At 61.8% G+C, this 17,440-nt stretch carries 18 protein-coding genes; 11 read left to right on the top strand and 7 right to left on the bottom strand.

Annotation, left to right across the window (positions count from 1 at the left end; genetic code table 11):
* Positions 1 to 116: 116 nt before the first annotated feature.
* Entirely contained in the window at positions 117 to 374 is a 258-nt protein-coding gene (locus G5380_RS18420) for a DUF2442 domain-containing protein (RefSeq protein ID WP_011704466.1), read from the top strand.
* Here the strand turns inward: G5380_RS18420 and G5380_RS18425 are convergent.
* A complete protein-coding gene (locus tag G5380_RS18425) occupies positions 371 to 631 on the bottom strand; it encodes a hypothetical protein (RefSeq protein ID WP_421352992.1) in 261 nt (86 codons plus the stop codon). The genes G5380_RS18420 and G5380_RS18425 overlap by 4 nt on opposite strands.
* On the opposite strand from G5380_RS18425, the gene G5380_RS18430 reads away from it, so the two are divergent.
* Together G5380_RS18430 and G5380_RS18435 are read left to right on the top strand one after the other, a co-directional pair.
* Positions 620 to 2,587 carry a TonB-dependent copper receptor gene (locus G5380_RS18430; RefSeq protein ID WP_421352993.1) on the top strand — a complete coding sequence of 656 codons (1,968 nt, stop codon included), beginning with the start codon at positions 620 to 622 and terminating at the stop codon, positions 2,585 to 2,587. The two genes, G5380_RS18425 and G5380_RS18430, sit on opposite strands and share 12 nt — an antisense overlap.
* A gap of 109 nt (positions 2,588 to 2,696) precedes the next feature.
* A complete protein-coding gene (locus G5380_RS18435; RefSeq protein WP_421208989.1) occupies positions 2,697 to 4,325 on the top strand; it encodes an alpha-amylase family glycosyl hydrolase in 1,629 nt (542 codons plus the stop codon).
* Between the two features lie 83 nt (positions 4,326 to 4,408).
* Here the strand turns inward: G5380_RS18435 and G5380_RS18440 are convergent, their stop codons facing one another.
* The gene (locus G5380_RS18440; protein WP_376899556.1) at positions 4,409 to 5,848 is read right to left on the bottom strand and encodes a RimK family protein; all 1,440 of its coding nucleotides are present in this window, start codon (positions 5,846 to 5,848) and stop codon (positions 4,409 to 4,411) included.
* A gap of 186 nt (positions 5,849 to 6,034) precedes the next feature.
* Between G5380_RS18440 and G5380_RS18445 the strand changes: the two genes are divergently transcribed.
* From G5380_RS18445 to G5380_RS18455, 3 genes are read left to right on the top strand one after another with little or no spacing between them, the layout of a single operon-like run.
* On the top strand, positions 6,035 to 6,556 hold the full coding sequence (locus G5380_RS18445; protein ID WP_368157408.1) for a GNAT family N-acetyltransferase: 522 nt from the start codon (positions 6,035 to 6,037) through the stop codon (positions 6,554 to 6,556).
* 31 nt (positions 6,557 to 6,587) lie between these two features.
* Positions 6,588 to 6,833 (top strand): DUF3624 family protein, encoded by a 246-nt coding sequence (locus G5380_RS18450; RefSeq protein ID WP_376899558.1) that lies wholly within the window; start codon positions 6,588 to 6,590, stop codon positions 6,831 to 6,833.
* 56 nt (positions 6,834 to 6,889) lie between these two features.
* Positions 6,890 to 7,636, top strand: coding sequence for an SDR family oxidoreductase (locus G5380_RS18455; RefSeq protein ID WP_376899560.1), 747 nt, complete (start codon positions 6,890 to 6,892; stop codon positions 7,634 to 7,636).
* A 61-nt stretch (positions 7,637 to 7,697) separates the two neighbouring features.
* Here the strand turns inward: G5380_RS18455 and G5380_RS18460 are convergent, their stop codons facing one another.
* A complete protein-coding gene (locus G5380_RS18460; RefSeq protein ID WP_421352994.1) occupies positions 7,698 to 9,170 on the bottom strand; it encodes a C69 family dipeptidase in 1,473 nt (490 codons plus the stop codon).
* Positions 9,171 to 9,643: 473 nt separating this feature from the next.
* On the opposite strand from G5380_RS18460, the gene G5380_RS18465 reads away from it, so the two are divergent.
* Both G5380_RS18465 and G5380_RS18470 read left to right on the top strand, forming a co-directional pair.
* The gene (locus tag G5380_RS18465; protein ID WP_019446593.1) at positions 9,644 to 10,099 is read left to right on the top strand and encodes a hypothetical protein; all 456 of its coding nucleotides are present in this window, start codon (positions 9,644 to 9,646) and stop codon (positions 10,097 to 10,099) included.
* Between the two features lie 143 nt (positions 10,100 to 10,242).
* Positions 10,243 to 11,394, top strand: a complete 1,152-nt coding sequence (locus G5380_RS18470) for an iron-containing alcohol dehydrogenase (RefSeq protein WP_181269305.1) — start codon at positions 10,243 to 10,245, stop codon at positions 11,392 to 11,394.
* Positions 11,395 to 11,483: 89 nt separating this feature from the next.
* On the opposite strand, the gene G5380_RS18475 is transcribed toward G5380_RS18470, so the two are convergent.
* The 3 genes from G5380_RS18475 to G5380_RS18485 form a co-directional block, all read right to left on the bottom strand.
* Positions 11,484 to 11,942: a methylglyoxal synthase gene (locus G5380_RS18475; protein ID WP_005354960.1), complete on the bottom strand. Its 459-nt coding sequence runs from the start codon at positions 11,940 to 11,942 to the stop codon at positions 11,484 to 11,486.
* 171 nt (positions 11,943 to 12,113) lie between these two features.
* Positions 12,114 to 12,590, bottom strand: a complete 477-nt coding sequence (gene bfr, locus G5380_RS18480; RefSeq protein ID WP_005354959.1) for a bacterioferritin — start codon at positions 12,588 to 12,590, stop codon at positions 12,114 to 12,116.
* 144 nt (positions 12,591 to 12,734) lie between these two features.
* Positions 12,735 to 12,941, bottom strand: a complete 207-nt coding sequence (locus G5380_RS18485; RefSeq protein WP_005335965.1) for a bacterioferritin-associated ferredoxin — start codon at positions 12,939 to 12,941, stop codon at positions 12,735 to 12,737.
* A gap of 137 nt (positions 12,942 to 13,078) precedes the next feature.
* Here G5380_RS18485 and G5380_RS18490 point away from each other — a divergent pair, with 137 nt between their 5' ends.
* Positions 13,079 to 13,390 (top strand): HlyU family transcriptional regulator, encoded by a 312-nt coding sequence (locus G5380_RS18490; protein ID WP_100652668.1) that lies wholly within the window; start codon positions 13,079 to 13,081, stop codon positions 13,388 to 13,390.
* On the top strand, positions 13,387 to 15,453 hold the full coding sequence (locus tag G5380_RS18495) for a tRNA(Met) cytidine acetyltransferase TmcA (RefSeq protein WP_421352995.1): 2,067 nt from the start codon (positions 13,387 to 13,389) through the stop codon (positions 15,451 to 15,453). Before G5380_RS18490 ends, G5380_RS18495 begins: the two co-directional genes overlap by 4 nt.
* Here G5380_RS18495 and G5380_RS18500 read toward each other — a convergent pair.
* On the bottom strand, positions 15,440 to 16,159 hold the full coding sequence (locus G5380_RS18500) for an SDR family NAD(P)-dependent oxidoreductase (protein WP_421208983.1): 720 nt from the start codon (positions 16,157 to 16,159) through the stop codon (positions 15,440 to 15,442). The genes G5380_RS18495 and G5380_RS18500 overlap by 14 nt on opposite strands.
* 201 nt (positions 16,160 to 16,360) lie before the next feature.
* Here G5380_RS18500 and G5380_RS18505 point away from each other — a divergent pair, with 201 nt between their 5' ends.
* Complete coding sequence (locus G5380_RS18505) at positions 16,361 to 17,377, top strand: chemotaxis protein (protein WP_005335957.1); 1,017 nt, start codon at positions 16,361 to 16,363, stop codon at positions 17,375 to 17,377.
* The last annotated feature ends 63 nt before the right edge of the window (positions 17,378 to 17,440 follow it).

A 17,440-nucleotide genomic window follows, 5' to 3' on the forward strand; every position in this document is an offset into this window, starting at 1 on the left:
GTCGCGCCACTAATGAGCACAGCATAATCTGCTGGGTAAAATGTGAGCCACAGCGTGTATGGATGGAGCGCTGGTGTTTATAATTGCCGCGAATTTTCTCAATCGGAGCCGAAGGGATGCCGGTCTTTATCGATGTGGAATATTTGCAAGGGTGGAGCCTGTTCGTGGTGCTCTCGGACGGTACCACGGGGGCGCTGGATCTGACCCCCTGGCGCACCCAGCCGCTGTTTGCGGCGCTGGATTCGGAGCGGCGCTGCGCCCGGGTCTTCATCAATCGCCACCACCAGCTGGAGTGGCCCGCCGGCTGCATCCTGTCGGCCCACGAGGTCTATCACCTGATCAAGCCCATCGACGAGCGGGAAGCCTTCAGCTAACCCCCTGTTTTTGTGAGCCATCCCAAGATTCCTGTAACGGGAATGTTTGAGCGTTTGCCTTCCTTACCCAATTTGGGTAAAACCTGCGCAACATTTTGCCAACTTGCCTTCGCTTCATCTGACAGAGGCTTGCCGCTTTCGCGCCGCAGGCCTTTTTTGCGGCCAGATGGCAAACCTTTCCCTTGCTGAAAGGTTTGGTTGGTTGAATGAAAATAACAAAACAAACAAATACATAAGGAAAATGTATGGCTTGTCATATGCGCACACCCCTTGCCCTGCTGGTTGGTGGGCTCGCCTGTCACGGCGCTGCCGGTCAGGAATCGGTTCAACAGCTGGATCCTATGGTGGTGGTGGCAACCCGCCCCGCTAGCACACTTGAAGTGACACTGGATCCCAAGAAGCCCGGTTCCCCCATGCCCGCTGCCGACGGCGCCGGTTATCTGAAGAATGTCACCGGCATGAGCATGGTGCGCAAAGGGGGGCTCGGTGGCGATCCCGTGCTGCGGGGGATGGGGATGTCCCGCCTCAACGTGCAGATGGATGGCGGCATGCTGGCCGGTGGGTGTGGCGGCCGGATGGACCCGCCCACCGCCTATGTGTTCCCCCAATCCTTTGACCGGATCCGGGTGCTGAAGGGGCCGCAATCCCTCGAGCAGGGTGCCACCCTGGCGGGAACCGTACTGTTCGAGCGGGACAGGCCCGAGTTCACCGCACCGGGCCTCAAGGCCGATGCCTCGGCCCTCTATGGCAGCTTTGGCCGTGATGATCAGATGGTGGATATGACGGCGGGCTCGACCGACGGCTATCTGCGCGGTCAGTTCACCCACTCCGATAGCGACGATTACCGCGATGGTCACGGTAACAAGGTGCGATCTTTCTATCGCCGCGAGAACGGCACCGCCCAGCTGGGCTGGACGCCGGGGGAGCACACCTGGCTGGAACTGACCGCCGAGCGCAGCAACGCCCGCGCCGCCTATGCGGACCGCACCATGGATGGCCCCATGTTTGATCGCGAATCCTTCGGGCTGAAGCTCAAGCAGGAGCAGGTCACCACTCACTGGCAGCGCAGCGAGCTGACCCTGTGGGACAACTACATAGACCACATCATGGACAACTTCAGCCTGCGGCCAAACAGCGGCATGAAGATGCTCTCCAACCCGGATCGCCGCAATACCGGCGGGCGCTGGGCCAACGATATCGCCCTGCCTGCCGACTGGCTGCTGACCGCAGGGCTAGACAGCAACCGGGATCAGCATCGCAGTCGGAGTGGGGTCGACTATGCCACCAAAGATCGTCAGCGCACCCTGCGTTTCGAGCAGCAGGGCGGCTTCGCCGAACTGGGTCGTCAGCAGGGGGCTCACAGCTACAAGGGGGGTTACCGGCAGGATAGGGTCGAGACAACTCGCTATGGTGCGGGGGATCAGACTCTCTACAGTGAGACCGAACACCTCGACAGCGGTTTCGGTCGCTATGAGTACCAGTGGTCGCCCCGCTGGTCCAGTTATCTGGCCTGGGGGCAGGCAGAGCGTGCGCCGGACTACTGGGAGCGCAGCAAGGACAGTACCCCGTTTACCCTCAACCCGGAGCGCAGTCGCCAGTGGGATGCTGGGTTGGCCCTGCGCAGTCGCGAGCTGGACCTGACCCTCTCCCTCTTTAGCGCCGACATCAAGGACTACCTGCTCTACAACAGCAAGTCGAACAAGGCGCGCAATATCGATGCCCAGACCCGGGGTGGCGAGCTGGAGGGGCGCTGGCAGTTTGCCGAGCAGTGGCGTCTCGATGGTGGTCTGGCGGTGGTCTATGGCGAAAACCAGAGCGACAACAAGCCGCTGGCCCAGATGCCGCCGCTTGATGGCAAGCTGGCGTTGGGCTGGCAGCCGGACGAGGCGCTGAGCTTTACCTTGCTGGGGCGCGCGGTGGCGGCGCAGGATCGGGTGGACGTCGGTTCCGGCACGGTCGCGGGTCAGGATCAGGGGGAGACTCCGGGCTTCTTCACCATGAACCTGAGCGGCGCCTGGCAGTTTGCCAAAGGGTGGCAGCTTTCGGCCGGGGTGGACAACCTGTTCGACACCTTCTACTACGAGCACCTCTCCAAGTCGGTGCACGCCAGTCAGGCGGGGTTGGGCTATGAGCAGAGCGGCCGCATCCCCGAGCCGGGCCGTTCCTACTGGCTCTCGCTCAACTACCGTTTTGTCTCGGCAGGGGTGCTCTAACCAGTTGAGTCAGATAACGTTTTCAGTCACAGACACCGCTGTGTGAGCATCGCTATCATGGTGAAAAACAGGCGTATCAGACGCCTGCTCTCACAGCGGGAACATAACAATGAAACAGGGAACGTTACGCTATGGCGGCCTGCTCGGGGCCGCCCTGTTACTTGCGGCTTGCGGCGGCAGCGGTAGTTCAGGTGGGGAGAGCGCTCCCCCCGTCGTCAATCCGCCGGTCACTCACCCTCCGGTCTCCACGGCCAGTCGTGCCTGCTATGGCGACGATCAACTCGCCTGCAACCTGCGCATCTATCAGGTAATGGTGGAGTCGTTTGCCGATGGTGACGGCAGTGCCAACTACGGCGTCGGCTATGGCCCCTCCCAGCACAACGGCGATCTGCAGGGGATCATCGACAGTCTCGACCACATCAAGAGTCTCAACGTCAACGCCATCTGGCTCACCCCGGTGTTCGACTCCTGCGCGGGGCAAGGCGGCGATAACAAGCTTGATGCCACCGGCTACTTCGCCTGCGACTTTTTTACCGTGGATCCCAACTTTGGCAGCAATGCCAAGCTCAAACAGCTGGTGGACGGGGCGCACCAGCGCGGCCTCTATGTCTTCCTCGACGGGGTGTTTGGCCATGTCAACAAGGTGGGGGTGAGCAAGCCCTCGCCAGAGGGGCGTCAGCCAGCCCTCACCAGCGGCGGTGCGGGTTATCCCGGCCAGCTGGTGGATTACAGCAAGCCGGAGAGCCTCGCTTACTTCAAGGAGGTAGCCCGCTACTGGGTCGAGCAGTACGGCATCGACGGATGGCGCCTCGATCAAGCCTATCAGCTTGGGCTGGATGATTGGCGCGCCATTCGCAGCGAGGTGGAGCAGGCCAGCGCAGCGCGCAAGGCAGCCGGTCAGCAGTGGGGCACCCTTGGCTATATGGTGGGCGAGGTGTGGAAGGGGGCTGACGATATTCGCGCCCAGGCTTACGGCAGCAGCGACAATCCGGCGCTCTCTTCAGCCTTTGACTTCCCGTTGCGCTACGGCATCGTGCAGGCGCTGGCGGTCGAGGAGTCCGGCAAGGGCGGGCAGGGGGCCAGCGTGCTTGACGCCAGCTGGAACAAGGTGGAGAACTACCCGAATCACGCAATGCCGAATCTGATGCTGGGCAACCACGATCTGGTGCGTTTCGGTGATCTGCTGGAGCGTGGCAACTTCAAGTCGACCGAGTACTGGCAGCGCCACAAGGCGGCCTTCAGCTTTATTGCGGCTCGCTCCGGCCCGATTACCTTCTACTATGGCGAGGAGTTTGGCGACGAGGTGCCGGGCTTTGCTGCCAAGGTCAGCGGTGACTGTGCGGCGCAGGGCTTGTGCGACGATCATGTGGCCCGCAGCGACGGCAAGGTGCCCGCTGTCACCGGTTTTGTGCCGGGTAGCGAACAGGCCGAGCTCAAGCAGTGGCTCGCCCAGCTGCTGGCGATGCGTGCCGCGCACCCCGCTCTCTATCAGGGAGAGCGAGTCAAACTGGTGGCCGAGGGCAGCCTCTATGGTGACATCAAGCAGACGGCGGGGGAGCAGATAGTTTACCTGCTTAACCTCTCCACCACGGCGCTCAGCTACAACCTGCCTACAGGCAAGCTGCGCAGTGGCAGTGCGCTGGTGGATCTGCAAAGCGGCGAGAGTCTGGCCATCGGCGGCAGCAGTGTGACGGTGGAGATACCGCCCTTGAGCGGGCGTTTCCTGCGTCTGCAATAAGTCAGCCACAGCACGCGTTGATATGAGAGAGGGCGCCATCGCGGGGCCCTCTCTGTCATTGTGGGCGACAAAGTCATGGCGGGTTATGCGGTGGTCTGGCCCCTGTTTTCCAGCCGCTGGCGAAAGGCGCGGGCCAGTCGTTCGTAGAGATCCTGCGCCTCCATGTCTTCGATATCGCCGCGGATCCAGGGGTTATCGACGATCTCCAGCAGCACGCAGTCGCGCCCTTGCTGGCGCAAATCGAGCCCGTAGAGGCCATTGCCGAGCTGATGGACTGCGCGGCGGGCGGTCTGCAGTACCCGCTCCGGCACCTCGTTGAGCGGCAGCGCCTCGATGCGGCTCATGTCGAGGGGGTGCTTGCGGCGGCGAATGCGGTTGCCGGGTTCGGGCCGGTAGCGGCGGCAGGCGAACAGCGGCGAGCCGTCGAGAAAGCCGATGCGCCAGTCAAACTCGGCGGGGATCCGGCTCTGCACCAGCAGCAGGGCGGAGCGGCCCAGCCCCTCGTCCAGCAGCCGGGCCAGCTGTTGCTCGTCGCTGGCCATGGCCAGATCCCGTCCCTGTGCCCCGTCGGGCACCTTCACCATCAACGGCAGGCCGAGCCGCTGTACCAGCTCGTCCACATGGTGGCGGCCACGACGGGTCACCACCATGGTGGGCGGCATGGGCACGCCGCTGCGCACCATCAGCTCGTAGAGATAGAGTTTGTTGCTGCAGGCGAGGATGGCGCGGGAGCTGTCGATCACCGGCATCTTCAGCTGTTCGGCACGGTGGGCAAACTCGAAGGTGTAGTGACCGACCGCGGTTTCGGCCCGCAGCCAGAGGGTGTCGAACTCCGGCAGCCGCTCTATGGCCGACGGTGGCAGGATCTCGGCCCGGATCCCCTGGGCGGCAGCCGCCTTGATAAAGCGCTCCAGCGCCAGCCCGTCACTACTGGCACGGCCATCATCGGGATCCACCAGAATGGCTAGCTGGTAGAGCGGCGCCGCCTGCTCCTCGTCACCGGTCCCCACCAGCGCCTGGGCGTGGTGCAGCATCAGCTCCTTCTCGCTTTGGCTCAGTTCCAGCGGCGACAGGCTCTGCTGCTGGCGGACCGACCAGCCGTGGCGGCCGCGCTTGAGGGTCAGCTCCTGCAGCGGCAACTGGCTCAGGCCGTAGTAGTAGCGGGCCAGCCCCGCCAGTTCGTTCTGTTCACACTGGCCGAAGATGGCACGTACCCGGATCCGATCCTCGCTCTGCTGGGCCAGCCACCCTTGTGCCTTGCGCCACAGCTTGGCCGGTGGCTGCTGGGGTTGCAGTCGGCTGATGGCCTGCAGACCCGGCAGACAGTGGTGGCCGCGTGCCTGGGCCAGCAGCGAGCAGTAGTAGCCTGCGCTAAGGTGTTCCAGATTGCGGCAGAGGTTGATGATGCGGGGTCGGCCGCCGGTAGTCGGCACGCCATGTTGCAGATAGGTGCGGGCGGTCAGCAGATAATCGGCATGGCAAGGCCAGTCGCCCAGCTCTTCGACGATGACATAGGTACTCATATTTTCGGCTCCACAGATCAGACTGCCTGAACAGGCAGGATCCCCAGTGGGCTTCGATGCACCGACAAGCACGACAATGGCGCGAGGGGAAACAAGAGGTTACAGTGCCTAATATGACGCCTTGGTAACTTGTGATACAAGTCGCATTTTTGGTGCTGAGGATAAATAACCGAACAAGGACTCCCCGTGTTGACCGTACGTGCGGCCCGAACCGATGATCTGGGCGCCATCGTGAATCTGGAACGCTACTGTTTTCCGCCCGAAGTCGCCTTTGGCCGCAGCCGCTGGCACTATCTGCTGGCCCACGCCAAGGGGCGCACCCTGTTGCTGCTGGACGAGAAACATCAGCTGATGGGCTATCTCTGCCTGCTGGAGCACAGAGGCTGGGATCGGCTGGTCATTCAGGCGCTGGCCATCCGCTGGACGGTGCGTCGTCTGGGCTGGGCCCGCCGCCTGCTGGAGCAGGTGATCCGCGAGGGCAAGGCCGCTGGCTGGGGGGCGATTCGCCTCGAAGTGGCGGATGCCAACGAAGAGGCGCTGGCGCTCTATCAGGGATTGGGATTTCGTCCCCAGCAGCGGCTGGCGGACTACTATGGCCGCGACCAGCACGCCCACCGGCTGGTGCTGCCGCTGGTGAGCGACGAGGAGCGTGAGCGGCGCAGAGTGGCTCGCACTCAGGCGCGCAAGCCGCCTGCGCAGGCCAACTGATCATGTTGCACGAGCAGAATCGAGGAGCAGGATGAGCTGCGACAACTGTCTTGCCACCGCCATCAGGGCCAAGCTGGGGCGCTGCCCGGTCTGTGCCATCCAGACCTTTGTCATCGGCCTGAGTGGTTGGCTGGTCTGGTGGTGGTGCGGTGCCGACACCTCGGTCAACGCCCTCACCGCCCTGCTGTTTGCGCTGGGTGGCTCGGGCCTGTTGCTGCTCCATCTGGTGGTATTTGTCTGGCGCAAGGCGACCGGACGTGAATTGAGCGATGAATGAATCTGAATAGATTCAAACAGATAAATAACAATATCGGTGTAGATATGGAGGTTCAGATGATTGCAATGGTAACGGGCGCCTCGTCCGGTTTTGGTGAGTCCATCAGCCGCCAGCTGGTGCAGGCGGGCTACAAGGTGATCGGCACCGGTCGCCGCGCCGAGCGGCTGGCCGCGCTGGCCGACGAGCTGGACGCGCAGTTCCTGCCGCTGGCGTTCGACGTGCAGGACAAGGCGGCCACCCGCGTTGCCATCGCCGCTTTGCCAGTCGAGTGGAGCGAGGTGGATCTGCTGGTCAACAACGCCGGTCTGGCGCTGGGGCTGGAGCCGGCTCATAAGGCGGATCTGGAAGATTGGGAGCAGATGATAGCCACCAACATCAGCGGTCTGACCCTGCTCACCCGCTTGCTGCTGCCGGGCATGGTGGCGCGCAATCGCGGGCATGTCATCAACATCGGCTCCATCGCCGGTACCTACCCCTATCCGGGCGGCAACGTCTACGGCGCCACCAAGGCGTTTGTGAAGCAGTTCAGCCTCAACCTGCGTGCCGATCTGGCGGGCACCGCCATCCGCGTCACCAACGTGGAGCCGGGCCTGTGCGGCGGCACCGAGTTCTCCAACGTGCGCTTCCACGGTGACGACGCCAAGGCGGCCTCCGTCTATCAGGGGGTGGAGGCGATCCAGCCGGAAGATATCGCCAATACCGTGCTCTGGGTGAGCCAGCAACCGGCCCACGTCAACATCAACAGCATCGAGATCATGCCGGTGGCCCAGACCTTCGGCCCGCTCAATATCAGCCGTCGCTGATCGCTGCATTGGCTGAAACAAAAGAGGCTCCCTTGGGAGCCTCTTTGCGTTGGCGAGCCGATTACAGGCTCATGATCTTCTTGAACTCCTCCGGCGAATACTCCTTCTCGCTGCTCTTGGTCAGATCCGTCATCAGCTTGTAGCGCAGGTCTTTGGCCATCTGATAGGTCTGCTCCAACTGGCCATAGGAGTAGTCGGCGGCCAGCCCGATGGCGGTGGCCTTGTCGTTGGCGTAGGCCTGCTTGAGGCTCTTGTCGAGCAGCGCCACCTCCTTGTAGAGCTTGCTGCTCTCCTTACTCCAGACGTTTCGCAGCAGCGGCTGGTATTTGTCCGGATCGGTGTTGGCCAGCGCGGTCAGGCTGCGGAACTGCCAGTAGGCGGAATCATCGGAGTAGCTGTCGCTGCCGGTGCGATAGGGCAGGGGATAGTTTTCCAGGGTGTTGTAGAGCGGCACCATCACAGATTCGGCCAGCACGCCATAGCTCTGCCAGATGAGCCCCTGCAGCTCTTTGGGCATCTCCTTGCGCAGCTGGATGACGTGGGATTCCAGCTGGCGATCGACGCGGATTGGCCGCTCCGCCTTGCCCGCGAGCGGCGTACCGTCATAGGTGGCGCTCAGCACCCTGGCCACGTCCGGCACGGCGATGGGGGCATCCGGCTTCATAAAGAGCGGATATTGCGCCTGCCGGGTCGGCTGCGGGTGGCTGGCAGTCAGCATTTTTTGGCCGAGCCACTCTCGATCCACGTTGTAGGGATCGGCAATGACCCCGAACGCCTTGGCGAAGTTGAACTCTTTCGGGTCGGCGTTATCCAGCAGTTTGTGTTCGCGTACGAACTCCAGCAGCTTGGGCGAGTGCAGCACATCGGCGCTGTCGAGATTGACGCCGTGGATGCGCAGGCCGTTGGCCACCATGGCGTAGCTGTCGTCCGGCACCCGCACCGCAATCCAGTGGTGGCCGGAGCCGATCTCCATCAGCCAGGCCTCGTTCACATCTGCCAGATAGAGGCTATTGCCCTCACCGGCGCCATATTGCTCCACATAGCGGCCGAGCAGCTCGACCCCCTCTTTGGCCGTCTTGGCCTGCGGCAGGATCAGGGTCGGGATGATGGCTTCAATCACTCCCTTCTCGATCAGCGGATCGGCTTTCCGGGCCTTGTCGTTGACCTCGGCACTGGTGGTGGCCGAGATGGCGACGTTGAACTCGTTGATGCCGCGCTCTTCATAATATTTGCCTGCCGGGTCGCTGGTGGTGGCATCCCAGTCGTGGATGGCGGAGTAGGCTAAGAACGCCTTGGGCATCGGCACTTCCAGCCCGTTGCCCAGTTTCCAGAGTTTGCCCTCGTTCTGCTGCGCGGGCCGGAAGGCGAGGTACTTGTTCCAGTTGTTGACGCCAAAATCCTCGTTTCTGGCGATCATCACGCTGCCATCGGCACTGGCCCCCTTGCCGACGATAAGACCGGTACAGGCGTCGGCACTGGTGCCAAGCAGGGTGAGCAGGGTGGCGGAGAGAAGACTCAAGGTGTGTTTTTTCATAGTTATGCCCGAAAGGTTGAGGTGAGTGAGAGTCAGACGAGGGGATGAGGTGTGGGGAGGCTGCAACTGCGAACTGGCAGCGGAGTGAGCACGACAGATTGGTCTGCCTGTTATTGGTTTGACGAACAGATCATCCATGACACGGCTGGCTGGTTGTTATGTGCGCCAAAATTGTATTCCTGAGTGGTTGTTTATTTTGTGATCGAACGGCTGTTCCTGACTTTTCTCTGGCATCGTGGCGCGTGGACGGCAAAATGTGCCAAAACAGCGTGAACCGGCAGCAGATGAGTCATGATTCTGACGCCTGCTTGCGAGGGATGCGTGGTGAGATCCGCCATATCTCTGGATCTCGCACTATCTGACAAGTTGGCCTGTAACTTGCTGGTTTAATTGATAATGGTGGGGCATGACGCCCCATGTGACCGGATCAGCCTGTGCCCATTGCCGCAGATGCGCACCGAATTGGAGCCCCCATGGATATCAAACCCTACAGCCAGCAGCTTGCCCAGAGCGCATCCAACAACCGCGCCCTCGCCACCCTCAACAGTGCCAGTAGCGGCGGTCAGGGTGGTGGCTGGGAGGAGATGGTCAGCCTCTCCACCCAGCGCATGACCGGCCAGGCCCAGCAGGTGCTGACCTACGAACATCTGGCCAAGAACAACAAGTTGCCACCGGCGCTGGATATGAGCTCCGACAAGGGGGGCGTAGTGCAGCAGCTGGTGGACAAGGCGCTCGGTTTCGATCGCAAGAAGTTCAACGAGATCGAAGAGAAGCTCAAGACCATCGCCGATAACAAGAAGCTGACGCCGGAAGAGCGGGCGGAGCAGAGCAAGCCGCTCAACGAGCAGCGAGAGGCGATGCTCAAGGAGGCGATGGATCGCCTGACCGGCAAGAAGAGCTCATCCAAAGATGAGGCCAAAACTGCCTGATCCTGCCGCTGTTCTGAGATCTACCCGGTCGGCACCGATGGGCCAGTGTCGACCGCCGATGGGCAAGCTCCTGCCACCTCTTTTGACCTCACCTCCCCACAGGCGCACAATGTCCGCGCATTGAGCCAGTCGAGGAGTCCGCCGTGTACAACTTCCAATATGCCAATCCGACCCGTATCTGTTTCGGCGAGGGGCAGATCGCCAGCCTGCCCGAACTGATCCCGCCCGGCAGCCGGCTACTGGTGCTCTACGGCGGAGGCAGCATCAAGCAAAACGGCGTCTATGAGCAGTTGACCCGGGCGCTGGAAGGGGTGACGTGGCAGGAGTTCTCCGGCATCGGCGCCAACCCCAGATTCGAGCTGTTGATGGAGGCGGTGGCGCAGGTGAAGCGCGAGCGCATCGACTTCCTGCTAGCCGTCGGCGGCGGCTCGGTAGTGGATGGCACCAAGTTTGTCGCGGCGGCCGCCTGCTACGAGGGGGATGATCCCTGGGATATCTGCGGTAAACAGGCGAGTGTGCACAAGGCGCTGCCGATGGGCTGTGTGCTGACCCTGCCAGCCACCGGCTCCGAGAGCAATCCCACCTCGGTGGTGAGCCGGGGGGATGTGAAGATCTCCTTCAGAAGCCCGCTGGTGCAGCCGCAGTTTGCGGTGCTCGATCCGGCGACCACCTACAGCCTGCCGCCGCGCCAGACCGGCAATGGCGTGGTGGATGCCTTCGTCCATATCGCCGAGCAGTACCTCACCTTTCCGGTGGGAGGCGAGGTACAGGATCGGCTGGCGGAAGGTTTGCTGCAGGTGCTGGTGGAGAACGGCCCCAGGGCGCTGGCGGAGCCTACCAACTATCAGGTACGGGCCAATCTGATGTGGGCCGCCAGTCTGGCGCTCAACGGCCTTATCGGCTGTGGGGTGCCGCAGGATTGGGCCTCTCACGCCATCGGCCATCAGCTGACGGCGCTCTACGGGCTGGATCACGGCCAGAGTCTGGCCGTGGTGCTCCCTTCGCTGCTCCGTGAGCGGGCGAGCCAGAAGCAGGACAAGCTGGCCCAGTTTGCCGAGCGGGTGTGGCATTCGACCCGCGAGGACAAGGCCCTGCGCATCGAAGAGGCGATTATCCGCACCGAGCAGTTCTTCCAGAAGATGGGACTGGGTACCCGGCTGGCCGATTATGGCCTCAGCGAAAGTTGCATTCCGGCGGTCTGCTCCAATCTCAAGCGGGTGGGGCGCACCGCGCTCGGTGAGCAGCAGGATATCGACCCGGATCGGGTGGCACGCATTCTCGCCCGCGCGCTATAAGCCGGCGCCGGTTTGTTTCCCTGGCTGATGCATTTTCCCAATTAAAGAGGGCCGCTTGTTGCGGCCCTCTTGCATGACGGGTTAGCCGATCACTCGGTGCGAGCCTTCAGATAACCGGCGTAATCCGGGATCTGCACGCTGAACGCCTGGCGCATATGGGGGCTGTCCATGATGAAGTCGGCGGTCGCTTCGTTGGTGGCTACCGGGATGTTCCAGACTGCCGCGAGGCGCAGCAGCGCCTTCACGTCCGGATCGTGGGGCACCGCATTGAGGGGATCCCAGAAGAAGATCAGCACATCGATCTTCCCTTCGGCGATCAGGGCGCCGAGCTGCTGGTCGCCCCCCATGGGGCCGGAGAAGAGGCAGGTGATGGGCAGTTGTGCCTGCTTGCCGAGCATGGTGCCGGTGGTGCCGGTTGCATAGAGGTGGTGGAGCTTGAGTTCCTCCTTGCGGCGCATCACCCAGTTCAGCAGAGGGGTCTTCATGTTGTCGTGAGCCACCAGTGCCACCCGCTTGTGGGGCGCCATCTCGCGTGCAATCTGTTCCATGGAAATCGTCCGTAGCATTGTTATTGGCAGAGAGCCGTATCCTAATCGAAAGCCATGACAGATGCTGTGTCGGGCGTATTAACTGTGATCCTGTCGAAAAGTTTTCGGGTCATGGCTGCTCAAATGAAGAGACCCGCGCTGGCGGGTCTCTTTGCTTGCTGGCCTGCTGGCTCAGGAGCCGTGATGCAGTTGCGACTGCTGGTAGTTTTCCAGCCCGATGCGATCGATAAGATCGAGCTGGGTCTCCAGCCAGTCCACGTGCTCCTCCTCATCCTCCAGGATCTCCTGGAACAGGTCGCGGCTGATGTAGTCCTGCACCGACTCGGCATAGGCGATGGCTACCTTGAGGTCGGGGATGGCATCCATCTCCAGCGACAGGTCGCAGCGCAGCATCTCTTCCACCGTTTCACCGATACGCAGCTTGCCCAGATCCTGCAAATTGGGCAGCCCTTCCAGAAACAGCACGCGCTTGACCAGCTCGTCGGCGTGTTTCATCTCATCTATAGACTCGTGATACTCCTTGTGCCCGAGCGCCTTGAGGCCCCAGTCATCGTAGATACGGGCATGCAGGAAGTATTGGTTGATGGCAATCAGCTCATTGGCCAGCACCTTGTTGAGGTGGGCAATGATCTTGGGATCTCCTTTCATCGACAGTGCTCCTTGGTTCGTGCCTGAGGCTTCGATCGTTAGAGCTTAGTCCAGAAAAATGACAACAAGAGGTCTGGCGAGCCAGCTCACCTGAGAAAAGGGGTGACCCTGTTGGCGGGTCGCATCAGAAAAGAGGTGTCAGGATCAGGCCACTTCGTAGTAGAGCACGGGTTGCTCCTGCTCCATCTTGTCGAGCTCGGCGGCAATGATCTCCATGGTCATGCGTACGCACTTGCCGCACTGGGCGCCCACCTCGAGCGACTGCTTGAGCTGGCGGAATTCGCTTTTACCTGACTGCACCGCTTTGCGGATCTGGGTATCTGTGATGCCGCGGCACAAACAGACATACATGGTGGTTACCTCGCGCTGAAATTAAATGAAATCTAAATGAGAATGGTTCGTAGTGCAAATAACCATTGGTAATAAGATCCCCTGCTTGCCACTGTGCAACCCCTTGGGGACAATGCTGGCAACCAGAGGAGAGCACCATGTTCAAGAAACTGTTCAGCGCCCTGTTCGGGGGCGAGCCGACCAAGGCACCGGAAGTCACCCCCACCGAATATGCCGGCTATCTCATCTATCCGGAACCCATGGCAGAAGGTGGCCAGTACCGACTGGCAGGGCGCATCACCAAGGAGCTGGACGGCGTGCTGCACACCCATCGTTTCATCCGCTCCGATCTGTTTGCCAATCCGGCCGATGCCGAGCGTTTCATGGTGCAGAAGGCCCACACCTTTATCGATCAGATGGGAGATCGCATGTTCGAACCCCGCAAACCGGCTGACAGCCAGGCTTCATGACTCTGCAAGAGGTCACCCTGCTGCGCGAGGCGCTGGCCCGCGCCGGTGAACGGCGCCTGATCTGGCTGGAGGGGGAGGAGGCCGACTGCATTGCCCGCGCCCAATCCCTGCTCGGCGAGACTGTATTCTGGCTGGGTGCCGGGCCCGAGTGTTATGCCCCGCAACCCGCTGCCAAGGCGCAGCAGCGGCTCGGTCAGGAGTGCGACACGCTGGTGTTCAACGCTTTCAGCGGCTTTCATCCCGATGCCTTCGGGGCGCTGGCAGGTACTCTATGCGCCGGTGGCTTGCTGTTGCTGCTGACCCCGCCCAGAGTAGAGTGGCCTGCATGGCCGGATCCTGACCGGATCCGGCTGGTGGCGCAGCCGGAGGAGGCGGGTCGGGCCGGTCACGGCTTTATCGCCCGGCTGGTGCGGTTGCTGGCGGGGAATCCGGCCCTCTCTCTGGAGCCGCCGGTTTGCTCACAGCCGTGGCAACCGCTTGGGCCAGAGCGCAGGCTGAGCTGCGATCAGGCACGGGCGCTGCCCGCCATCCACAAGGTGTTGCACGGTCATCGCCGTCGGCCGCTGGTGCTGAGCGCCGACCGTGGCCGTGGCAAGAGTACGCTGCTGGGCTTGGCTGCCGCCGAGCTGCTGCGCCAGCAACCCTCGCTGAACATAGTGGTGACGGCCCCCTCGCAGGCAACGGTAGCGACCCTGTTTGCCCACGCCGCTCGCGGGCTAGATACTACGCCGGAACAGCTGACCGGACTGAGCTACTGCTCGCCGGATCGGCTGGTGCACGAGGCGATGAATCCCGATCTGCTGCTGGTGGATGAAGCGGCCGCCATTCCGACCCCGCTGCTCGAAGCCATGCTGGCCCGCCATAGCCGCATCGTGTTTGCCACCACCGAGCACGGTTACGAGGGGACGGGGCGCGGTTTTCACCTGCGCTTCAAGCGGGTGCTCGATAGCCAGACCCCGGAGTGGCAGGAGATCCACCTCTCTGAGCCCATTCGCTGGAGTGAGCGCGATCCGCTGGAGCCGCTAATCTTCCGCCTGCTCGGCCTCAATGCCGAAGTAGCAACGCCCTTGCCGCCGACCAGCCCGAGCTGGCGTCTGCTCAGTCAAGAGGCGCTGGCGAGCGACGAGGAGTTGCTCAACCAGCTGTTCGGCCTGCTGGTGCTGGCTCACTACCAGACTACGCCGAGCGATCTCAGATCCCTGCTGGAGAGCCCGGATCTCGACATCCATCTGCTGGAGCAGGATGAGAGCTTGCTGGGAGTGGCGCTGGTGGCGCGGGAAGGGGGAATTGACCCTGAACTGGCCGAGGCGATCTGGGCCGGGCGCCGCCGTCCGCGCGGCCATCTGCTGCCCCAGTCGCTGCTGGCCCATGCCGGTTTCAAAACCGCGGGGGCGCGCAGCTACGCCCGGGTGATGCGTATCGCCATCCATCCCGAGCTACACCGCCACGGGCTGGGTTCGCTGCTGCTTGGCAGGCTTGAAGAACATTATCGTCAGGCGGGGATCGATTACCTCGGTTCTGCCTTTTCGGCCAGCGCCGACCTGCTCCCTTTCTGGCGCAAGGCTGGATTGACGGTACTGCGCATCGGCCTGCAGCGGGATGCCGCCAGCGGCTGCCACGCAGCCCTGCTGCTCAAAGCGCTGAAACCCGAACATGAGCCCGAGCTGGAGCAGTGGCAGCAGCGTTTTGTACGCCAGCTGCCGACCCTGCTGGCGGGTGAGTTGAAAGGATTGGATCCCGAGCTGGTATGGCAATGTCTGCAAGGCAGCACTGCTACCGCAGCGGAGCTTGGCGAGTTCGAGCGTGATGAGGTTGAGTGCTTTGCCCTGCATCACAAGCCGTTCGAACTGAGCCAATCCAGCTTGCAGCTGTGGTTGGCGCGCCATCTGGATGTTCTGGCTTCGCTGACCCCTGACGAGCGTTATCTGCTGATCGCAGCCATCTGGCTATATGCTGACTGGGGAATGCTGGCCGCGAGGTTGCAACTGGCGGGCAAGCCCGCCGTGATCAAGAGTTTGCGGGCGCTGCTGGCGCGTCTCTTGAGTTCCTCTACCACTCGATAGGTTTGCCCTGCCAGTCGAGAAAGCTCAGCTCGCCATCCGGTTGCAGCCGGTTCATCAGGTTAATCAGATGGTCGGCTACCAGCTCGGGACTCTGCACATTTCCCGCCGGTACATTGGCGTGAAACGGGCGGGAGAGTTGGGTATCCACGGTGCCGGGATGGAAGGCCAGCAATTTGACGCCGGGGGCCCGCCGGGCCAGCTCGATGGCGGCACACTTGAGCAGCATGTTGAGGGCGGCCTTGGATGCACGATAGCCATACCAGCCGCCCGTTCGGTTGTCGCCAATGCTGCCGACCCGGGCGCTGAGAACGGCCAGAATGCAAGGCTCGCGGCCAAACAGCGGTAACAACTGGTTGATCCAGCGCAGCGGCAGCAAGGCATTGGTCTGGTAGAGGCGGCTCATGGCATCGAGATTGACTGCTTCGAGCCGCTTCTCCGGCTGAATTTCCCCCTGATGCAGGATGCCGTTGCAGATCACCACCCGATAGGGTCTCGGTGCCAACTCAGCGATGTGGGCCACCACTTCTGTCATTTGCTCATCGCTGTAATCGCAACATAGCCAGTGCAGACCCGGCGATGAGAGGCCAGCAGGTGCGGGCTGACGGCTGATGGCAATCACTGGCCCGACACCCGCCGCCAACCAGTGTGTCACCAGAGCCGCCCCGATACCGCCAGAAGCGCCAATCACGACGATACCTTCACTCATCTCAGGCTCCTTGTGAGTGCATGATGGATTTCACCATCCGCCAATGTTGTCCTGATTGGCAGATACGCTCCCGCCAGCCTGCGGGATCAAGCGGTTAACGATGCAATCTTGCCGAGATCCGAGCCGTTGGGTGAATTCCATTCCTATACTGAGGGAAAACCGCAGCGGTCTGCTGCCCGCGCAACCAGAATGAGAGTCACCATGATGTCCAAAGATGGGGAAGAGCGTAAATCTATCCTGACCGAAAGTGGCACCAACGAGCTTGAGATCATCGAGTTTCACCTCAAGAAGCAGCTACCGGACGGCCGTGAAAAAACCGCTTATTACGGGATAAACGTCGCCAAGGTGCGCGAGGTGATCCGGGTGCCTGAGACCACAGATTACCCCAACGCCCAGCGCCATATGGTGGGGGTCTTCTCCCTGCGGGATCGGCTCATCCCGCTGGTGGATCTGGCGGGCTGGCTCGGCATCAAGACCAACCCTGACCCCAGCCACAAGGTGGTGATCGTCACCGACTTCAACAAGATGGCCAACGGTTTTCTGATCGATAGCGTCAGCAGGATCCACCGGGTCTCCTGGGAGGATGTGGAGTCCCCCAGCCAGTTTCTGGAAGCGGGGGAGAACGACTGCGTGGTGGCCGTGGTCAGGCGCGATGGCAACCTCATCATGATCCTCGATTTCGAGAAGATCATCGCCGATATCAACCCCGAGCTCAGCATGGAGAAGTACGACGTCACCCAGGATCGCAAGGTGCTCATCGACGATCGCATGATGGCGCTGCGTCAGGGCAAGACCATTCTGGTGGTGGACGACTCGGCCTTTATCCGCAAGATGATCGAAACCACCCTGCGCACCGCTGGCTACAACGTGATTACGGCCAAGGACGGCGGCGAGGGGTTGGAGATGATGACGGATTTCGATCGTCTGGCCCAGGAGGAGAGGATGCCGGTGACCGGCTTCGTCAATGCGGTGATCACCGATGTGGAGATGCCGCGCATGGATGGTATGCACCTGCTCAAGCGGCTGCGGGATACCCCCTCCTACAAGGAGATGCCCATCGTGATGTTCTCCTCCCTGATGAGCGATGACAACCGCCAGAAAGCGCTGCAACTGGGGGCCAACGATACCATCACCAAGCCCGAGATAGGGCGCATGGTAGGCATGATGGACCATATGCTGCTGGGGATCGCCCCGCCTTCGCCAGCCAACAACATCTGACCTGCCGTTAACTTGCAATTAGCCGGTCGAATTCACTGACCGGTGCCTCAAGCGGCCACTCCT

This window comes from Aeromonas sp. 604443 (genome assembly GCF_049170315.1).
Classification (GTDB): Bacteria; Pseudomonadota; Gammaproteobacteria; order Enterobacterales; family Aeromonadaceae; genus Aeromonas; species Aeromonas veronii_A.